This is a genomic window from Megasphaera intestinihominis, from assembly GCF_040096415.1.
In the GTDB taxonomy this organism is placed as follows: domain Bacteria; phylum Bacillota; class Negativicutes; order Veillonellales; family Megasphaeraceae; genus Megasphaera; species Megasphaera intestinihominis.
On record NZ_JBBMEU010000082.1, the window covers coordinates 1 to 8,579 of the forward strand.

The window sequence follows — 8,579 nt, forward strand, 5'->3', positions numbered from 1 at the left end:
TCTTATGCCTAAAAGTATCACTTTTTTCAGTAGGGGGAAGACCCCTATTTATGTAAACTATGTTATTGCACATAACACACGTGCCTTTTCAGCCCGTCAGGTCATGACTGTAAGGAATGGCAGGACGGTTGCTGGAACGGACAGCTGAGGCTGGCGGCCCGCAGGTCGCAGGGGAGAACCTCTCAGTCAGCTTCGCTGACAGCTCCCCTATGAGGGGAGCCAGGGGCGATTGAAATATAGAGAAAAGGTAGGTTAGAATGTGACTGACGAAGAACGAGCACGGAAAGAACGGATGAAGGAATATCGCCGGCGGTACCGGGAAAAGCATGGATTGCCTCCGGAAAAGGACACGCCGTCCTGGAAGAAGCGGGCTGCTGTTGTCTTGGCCTTGTGTGTGATTGGTTTCGGCGGCTTTTTTGCGGCCCAGAGCAAGGCGGAACAGATGGTGACCCTCAATGGGCAATCTATTGCCGATATGACGGATGACGAGATCACCAATTATCTCGACCTCCACGAGAAGGAAGCGGAAGACCGCAAGCTGCGCCTGGCCGCGGACGGCGTCGATGTGACGCTGGACCTGGACGAACTGGGAGCCAAATTGGACCGCAGCTATATCGATGATGAACTGCATCTCGTCGGCCGCCGGGGCCTGCCCTGGCAGCGCGTGGCCGATGTGGTGACGACGCTCACGCAGGGCAAGGATGTGCCCCTGGCCATTGCCGTTGACGAGGATAAATTGGATAAGGCCCTGGCCGATGTCCACGACAAGTACGATAAGGATCCGCAGAATGCCTATGCCTATGTCAAGGACGACCAGAAGACTGTCGCCATTGAAGATGCCAAGGACCGCATCGTCATCAATACAGATAAGCTGAAAGATGCTGTGACGGCCAAACTGCATACGGGCAGGACGGACACGCTGGACGTCCCCGTAGACAGCCGGGAAGGGGCGGACATCAAGGCCGACGACCTCAAGAATATCGACACGGTCTTGTCGTACTATACGACCCATTTCGATGATACCAACCCGGACCGCAACGTCAACATCCGCCTGGCACAGAAGCGCCTCAACCACGCCGTCGTCATGGCCCAGAAGGATTTCTCCTTTAACAAGTATGTCGGCACGCGGACGCCGGACAAAGGCTATAAGCAGGCACCGTCGTATTTTGAAAACAAGCTCGAACAGTCGACAGGCGGCGGCGTCTGCCAGGTCAGTACGACCCTGTTCAATGCGGCTTTGCGGGCGGGCTTGTTCATTGCCAGCCGGGAACCGCATTTTGCCCCGGCCGCTTATGTGCCCGTCGGCATGGATGCGACTGTCGCCGATGACGGCCTGGATTTTGCCTTTACCAATCCTTTCCAGCATCCGGTCTGCGTCTATACCGTCGCCGGTCAGAATACGGTGACGACGTATATCCTGGGCAATCACGCCGATACGTGCAGTGTGTCCTTTGAAACGACGCATCTCCAGAACCTGCCTCATAAGGTCATCAAGAAGCACGACGACAGTGTGACCGAAGATAAGCGCAAGCAGGAAGGCTACGACGGCCATGACGTGACTATCCGCCGGACCGTGGCTTACAGCGACGGCGACCGCCATGTCGATACCATCGAGTCCCATTATGAACCGAATGATGAAATCATCCTCACGCCCGGCGACGATAGCGAAGAAGTCGTCAGCACGGCGGACCTGGAACCGCAGGACCCGCTCCTCAACGCACCGCACGACATGATGGACTTCAATGTCCCGGCGCCCGATGCGGTCAACACGGCCGATGAGGAATAACTCATCGGTTCATGTAGTAGGGGCTCGCACGTGGCGAGTCCGTCAGGTCATGACGGTAAGAAATGGCAGGATAGCTGCTGAAACGGACCGCTGTAGAGGGTGAGTCCGTTTGGATTTTGTAGGAATTTCACCAACAGGTAGCGAATGTTCCCACACTGTGTGCGACGGGCGTCCCACGTGGACGCCCCTACCCATGGATGGGAAGCAGGGGAGGCATGTAGGGGCCGTCTCAGTTCAGTGGTTAAAATTTAAAGCCATTGTCTGCAAACTCCAAACTATAACGTAAAAGGGACCGCGCATGGTGGTAAAAACTTTGTGCGACAGGCCCGCTTATAGAAAGGAAAATATATGAAAGTCTGGCATATTGTTCCTAAAAATGATATTTTGATCCCCGTCGACGGCGGGCGGTCGGTGACGGTCGCTTCGATTGCGGCCGATCTGGCCGGTCATGCCTGGCATGTCCGGACGGAATCGCCTTATGCCATCGGCGATATGGATCTTCTCCGCGACCGGGTCAGCCGGAAATTGGGCCTGGACGGGACGGTATCGGTCGAACACCGGGTGACGTCGGTCTTTCACGGCGGCGATATGTCTCTGGCCGTGCCCGACAATGACCCGCTGCGCCAGGTCGCCGATATTTCCACTGATGATATGGAAGGCTACGGGATTCCTCATGAAGACTGCTACGATTCCATTTACGATGTGGACGACGAATTGTACGCCGATGAAGATTACAAGAAGGCCTGCCAGTCGGCGTCCCAGCCCGGTACGGGCAGTACCAGGACGGGCGGCAAGGCCAGCGGCACCAAGACCGGCGGCGACAGCCGGGTCTGGATGGGCCGGGCCTTTGGCGGCGATGCCGTCGCCATCAACGACGTCCTCGGCGAGGAACAGAACGACGTTATCCTCAAGGGGAAGGTCGTCAAGGTCGAGTTCCGGGAACTCAAGTCGAAGCGCATCCTCCTGACCTTCCAGATGGCCGACAGCACCAACGGCATTTCAGCCAAGAAGTTCCTCGACGTCAGCAATCAGGGCGGAGGCGGCAAGTTCCGCCGCAAGAACACGCTGACGCCGGAAGAATACGACAACCTGGTCAAGAAGCTCAAGCCCGGCGTCTACGTCCGGGTCCACGGCAATATCCAGTACGACAATTACCAGAACGACTACGTCCTCATGGCCTACGACATGATGGAAGCCGACGGCGGTACAGTGGAACGGGAAGACCATAATCCCACGCCGCGCGTCGAACTCCACCTGCATACGGTCATGAGCGACATGGACGCCCTGATCACGGTCAAACAGCTCATCAAGACCATCAAGAAGTGGGGCCATCCGGCCGTTGCCGTCACCGACCACGGCGTCGTCCAGTCCTTCCCGCTGCTCCAGGAAATCTCGACGGACAAGACCAACAACGTCAAGGTCATCTATGGCATGGAAGGCTACCTCTTCGATGATAAGATCGACCAGTCGTACCATATCATCATCCTGGCCAAGAACCAGATCGGCATCCGCAATCTCTATAAATTGGTCAGCATTTCCCATTTGAAATATATCTACCGCGGCCGGCCGCGCATCCCCCGGGCGGTCCTGTCAGAATACCGCGAAGGCCTCATCCTGGGCTCGGCTTGCGAAGCCGGCGAGCTGGTCCGCTCGATGGTCCAGAAGAAGCTGCCTTATGAAGAATTGAAGAAAATCGCATCGTTCTACGACTATCTGGAAATCCAGCCGCTCACCAACAACGGCTTCCTCGTCCGCGAAGGCTTCGTCGCCGATGAAGAAGGCCTGCGCGACATCAACCGGACGATCCTCAAGCTCGGCGATGACCTGGGGAAATTGACCGTCGCCACCTGCGATGCTCATTTCATGAACCCCGAAGACAAGATTTACCGGGAAATCCTCATGACTGGCAAGGGCTTCAAGGATGCGGAATTCCAGCCCGACCTCTACCTGCGCACGACCGACGAGATGCTGGCTGAATTTGCCTACCTCGGCGAGGAACGGGCGCGGGAAGTGGTCATTACCAACCCCAATAAGATCAACGATATGATCGACGACTGCCGGCCGGTGCCGAAGGAAACGCTCTATTTCCCGCAGATCGCCGGTTCGTCGGAAGCACTGAAGAACATGTGCTATAAAAAGGCCCATGAAATCTACGGCGACCCGCTGCCGAAGATTGTCGAAGACCGATTGGAAGAAGAATTCACGTCCATCCTGGGCCACGGCTTCGGCGTCCTCTATTACATCGCCCACAAGCTGGTCAAGCACTCCAACGACGACGGCTACCTCGTCGGCTCCCGTGGGTCTGTCGGCTCGTCCTTCGTGGCGACTATGTCGGACATTACCGAAGTCAACCCCCTGCCGCCGCATTATGTCTGCCCCAAGTGCCAGTGGAGCGAGTTCTTTACGCACGGCGAAGTCGGCGGCGGCTTCGACCTGCCCGACAAGGTCTGCCCGAAGTGCGGCACGCCGCTCCACAAGAACGGCCACAACATCCCGTTCGCTATCTTCCTGGGCTTCGACGGCGACAAGGTCCCTGATATCGACCTCAATTTCTCCGGCGAATACCATCCGAAAGCCCATAAGTACACGGAAGAACTCTTCGGCAAGGACAACGTCTTCCGCGCCGGGACCATCGGTGCCGTCAAGGACAAGACGGCTTATGGCTACGTCATGAAGTGGGCCGAAGCCAAGGGCATCAAGGTCAACGATGCCTATGTCAACAGCCTGGTCGCCGGCTGCACGGGCATCAAGAATACGACGGGCCAGCATCCGGGCGGCGTCATGGTCATTCCCCGCGATATGGACGTCCATCATTTCACGCCCGTCCAGTATCCGGCCAACAAGAAGGACAGCGGCATCATTACGACCCATTTCGATTATCACTCCATCGAAGGCCGTCTGGTCAAGCTCGATATCCTCGGCCATGATGATCCGACGGTCATCCGCATGCTCGAAGATATGACCGGCATCAAGGCGACGACTATTCCCTTTGATGACCCGGCGACGCTGAGCCTGTTCAGCTCGACCAAGGCCCTGGGCGTGACGCCGGAAGAACTGGGCTCGAAAGTCGGCAGCCTGGGCATCCCGGAATTCGGCACGTCCTTCGTCCGCCAGATGCTCGTCGACACCAAGCCCAAGACCTTTTCCGAACTGGTCCGCATTTCCGGTTTCTCCCACGGCACCGACGTCTGGCTGAACAATGCCCAGAATCTGATCACGTCGGGGACGGTCCCCCTGAAGGAAGCCGTCTCGACGCGTGACGACATCATGAACTATCTCATCCAGCACGGCATCAAGCCCAAGACGAGTTTCAAGGTCATGGAAAATGTCCGTAAGGGCAAGGGCATCGACAAGCTCAATAAATTGGGCCAGAAGACGACGGACTACGAAGGCGAGCTCAAGGCCGGCCACATTCCGCAGTGGTTCATCGACTCGTGCCACAAGATCGGCTACCTCTTCCCGAGGGCCCATGCCGTGGCCTACGTCATGATGGCTTTCCGCATCGCCTGGTACAAGATTAACCAGCCTCTGGCCTACTACTGCGCTTTCTTCACGATCCGCGCCAAGGCCTTCAAGCTGTCGGCCATGATCCACGGCCTGGAAGGGCAGGAACGGGCCATGAAGGAAATCGCCGCCAAGGGCAAGAGTGCGTCGAAAATCGAACAGGACCTCTATTCGGCCCTGGAACTGGCCAAGGAAATGAGCCTCCGCGGCTTTTCCTTTATGAATGTCGACATCAACCGCTCGGCAGCGACGAAGTTCACCATCTGCGACGGCAAGATCCTGCCGCCCTTTACGGCCATCGACGGCCTGGGCGCCAACGTAGCCGAACAGATCGTATCGGCCCGCGAACAGGCGCCGTTCAGCTCCAAGGCCGACCTCAAGATGCGCGGCAAAGTGTCCCAGTCCCTGGTCGACGTCATGAGCCAGGAAGGCTGTCTCGGCGATTTGCCCGAAGATGAACAGATCGACCTCTTCGCCATGTAGGCGGAAAAAACATTTCCTCGACAGATTGACTTTCGTGCCGTATAATGTTTTTAGTATTTAACGAACTAAAGGAATCTGTCTTAGAAAGAGGGATTGTCATGGCAGTGAATGAAAAATTGCGAGACCATTTGCACGATCAGTTATTTCGTGCTATTTTGGAATTGAAGAGTGTCGAAGAATGTTATGAATTTTTTGAAGACCTTTGCACCATTCAGGAAATGAAGGCCATTTCGGCCCGCCTGGAAGTGGCCCGTATGCTCAAGGCCGGCGATATCTATGAAGACATCGTCAAGAAGACCGGCGCCAGCACGGCGACTATCAGCCGCATCAAGCGCTGCCTGGTCTACGGCAGTGGCGGCTACGAGAAGATCCTCTCCCGCATGGCCGAAAAGGACCCGGATTTCCTGAAGTTATCCAAGTAGGAGGGTAGCCGATTTCATGAAGGCTAAGATTGATGTCACCATTTTCCATAATGGTGATATGGATATATTGCATGCTTCCATTTACGAAGAGTTGTGGAAGGATTATTGTACATTTAAAAAACGGGCTGCCATGCAGCAGGACAAGGGGACCAAGAAGGGCACGTTCCTGGCCCGGCGCTATTACCGGGCGGCCCTCTTGTCCCTGTTCGCTTTCTTTGAAGGCGTCTTGAACAGCTGGGTCAAGACCGTCATCCAGGAACGGCAGGAATTTGCCGGCGTCGAACGGCAGGATACGCTCAAGAAGTGCGACGCCATGGTGGAATACTGCTTTTTCTGCTCCTATACCAAGCGGCCCGGTACGTTTTGTTCGCTTTACGGCTATATCAACCGCTATGAACAGCACGACCTGGCCCTCATCGAGCACATCGACGGCCAGACGCTGGGGCAGATCGAGACGGCCATGGAAGAGTTCTTCTGTTACGTCGAAGCCATGACCGCCCTGCGCCGCTTCCCGAAACCGAACGAGTCGACGACGGGCCTCGTGAGCCGCCTTGGCGGGATGGTAAAGGATTGCCGGGGCTGAACGGAAAGGATGTGTTACCTATGAGTGACAAGTATTACCTCGGTTTCGATGCCGGGACGCAGAGCGTCAAAGTCGCCGTCTACGACGAAGACCAGCACTGCCTGGCTATGGACACGGCCAAGACCCATCTGGCCTACCCCCAGCCGGGCTGGGTCCAGATGGACGTCGATGAATATTACCGCCTCATCAAGCAGTGCATGGCTTCGTGCAGCCGCCAGATGGAAGAGAAGGGCTGGGACGTGAAGAACGTCCGGGCCATCATGGGCGACGGGATCATCTGCGGCATCGCCGGTATCGACGCCGACGGCAACGCCATCACGCCTTATGTCAACTATCTCGACAGCCGCACGGCCGACGACGTGGAAGCCCTGAAGGCGCAGAAGCTGGCCATCTGGGGCAAAGAAACGGGCAATGCCGAACCGAACATCATGTTCCCGGCCATGTTCGCTCGCTGGTTCATGAAGAACGTCCCGGCCTGGCAGGAAAAGGGCGTCAAGTTCGTCCACAACTGCCCGTACGTCCTCATGCACCTGGCCGGCCTCAAAGGGGAAGACGCCTTCATCGACTGGGGCGCCATGTCCGGCTGGGGCCTGGGCTATGACGTGGTCCAGAAGAAATGGTCGCCAGAACAGCTGGATATCCTGGGCATCCCTGAACGCTATATGCCGCGCATCGTCAAGCCCTGGGACATCATCGGCAGGCTCTGCGAAGAAGATGCCATGGAAACGGGCTTCCCTGCAGGTATCCCCATCTGCGCCGGCGCCGGCGACACGATGGAATCCATGATGGGCAGCGGCATCCTGGAAGCGGGCCGCGCCGTCGACGTCGCCGGGACGTGCGCCATGTTCTGCGCCGCCACGGACGGCATCATTCCGGAACTGTCCGTGCCGGGGAGCAACCTCATCTTCAATTCCGGCACCCTGCCGGGGACGTATTTCTACTGGGGCATGGTCCGCACAGGCGGCCTGGCCCTGCGCTGGTTCAAGGACATCATTGCCCGCGAAGAAGGCGATGACTACTACGGGACCCTGGACGAACTGGCCCGGCGCCATCAGCCCGGCTGCGACGGGGCCATGTTCATTCCCTACCTGACCGGCGGCAACGGCGACTATCCCAACGTCCGCGGGACCTTCACGGGCCTGACCCTCGACTCCGACCAGGGGGCCATGTGGCGCTGCGTCCTCGAAGGCATCGGCTATGACTATATGGAAATCACCGACCGCTACCGCAAGGCCGGCATCGACCTGACCCAGCTGACCATCACCGAAGGCGGCAGCCGCGATGAACTGTGGAACCAGATCAAGGCCGACATGCTGGATACGAAAATCGTGACCCTCAAAGTCGCCGGCGGCGCCGTCCCGACCAACTGCATCGTCGCCGCCTATGCCGCAGGCGACATACCGGACCTCAAACAGGCCCTCCAGCGCCAGCTGGAAATCAAGGCCACCTACGTGCCCGACGAAAACCATACGGCTACCTACCGCAGGGCCTATGACAAACGCGAAAACCTGCTCAAAGCCCTGAACGGCACTTTGTGAGTCGTGGCTCGTGGCTCGTAGGGGCCGTCCTGATAAGGCGGCCCGCCTGAATCCCGTGAACAACGCTATCCGAAGGGCGGTCCGTTCGGCTCTCCTCATAGGAGAGCTGTCAGCGAAGCTGACTGAGAGGTTGTCCTTTCGTGATAGTTTATCGTACGGAGTTTGTAGTTTATAGTTTGTAGAAGTTGGTTTTAAATTTTTTACCATTTGCTGCAAACTAAAAACTACAAACTTAAAACTCAAAAAGAGGCTGTCTTAATGCG

At 57.1% G+C, this 8,579-nt stretch carries 5 protein-coding genes; all 5 read left to right on the forward strand.

The window, feature by feature from the left end; all coding sequences use genetic code 11:
- Positions 1–259: 259 nt before the first annotated feature.
- The 5 genes from WMO23_RS10265 to WMO23_RS10285 all read left to right on the forward strand — a co-directional run bounded on the left by WMO23_RS10265 (position 260) and on the right by WMO23_RS10285 (position 8,316).
- Entirely contained in the window at positions 260–1,786 is a 1,527-nt protein-coding gene (locus WMO23_RS10265; protein ID WP_292282291.1) for a VanW family protein, read from the forward strand.
- Positions 1,787–2,134: 348 nt separating this feature from the next.
- On the forward strand, positions 2,135–5,773 hold the full coding sequence (locus tag WMO23_RS10270; protein WP_292106377.1) for a PolC-type DNA polymerase III: 3,639 nt from the start codon (positions 2,135–2,137) through the stop codon (positions 5,771–5,773).
- A 98-nt stretch (positions 5,774–5,871) separates the two neighbouring features.
- The gene (locus WMO23_RS10275; protein WP_020310224.1) at positions 5,872–6,195 is read left to right on the forward strand and encodes a YerC/YecD family TrpR-related protein; all 324 of its coding nucleotides are present in this window, start codon (positions 5,872–5,874) and stop codon (positions 6,193–6,195) included.
- 16 nt (positions 6,196–6,211) lie between these two features.
- Positions 6,212–6,778: a hypothetical protein gene (locus WMO23_RS10280; protein ID WP_020310225.1), complete on the forward strand. Its 567-nt coding sequence runs from the start codon at positions 6,212–6,214 to the stop codon at positions 6,776–6,778.
- Between the two features lie 20 nt (positions 6,779–6,798).
- Positions 6,799–8,316 (forward strand): FGGY-family carbohydrate kinase, encoded by a 1,518-nt coding sequence (locus WMO23_RS10285; protein ID WP_292106371.1) that lies wholly within the window; start codon positions 6,799–6,801, stop codon positions 8,314–8,316.
- The last annotated feature ends 263 nt before the right edge of the window (positions 8,317–8,579 follow it).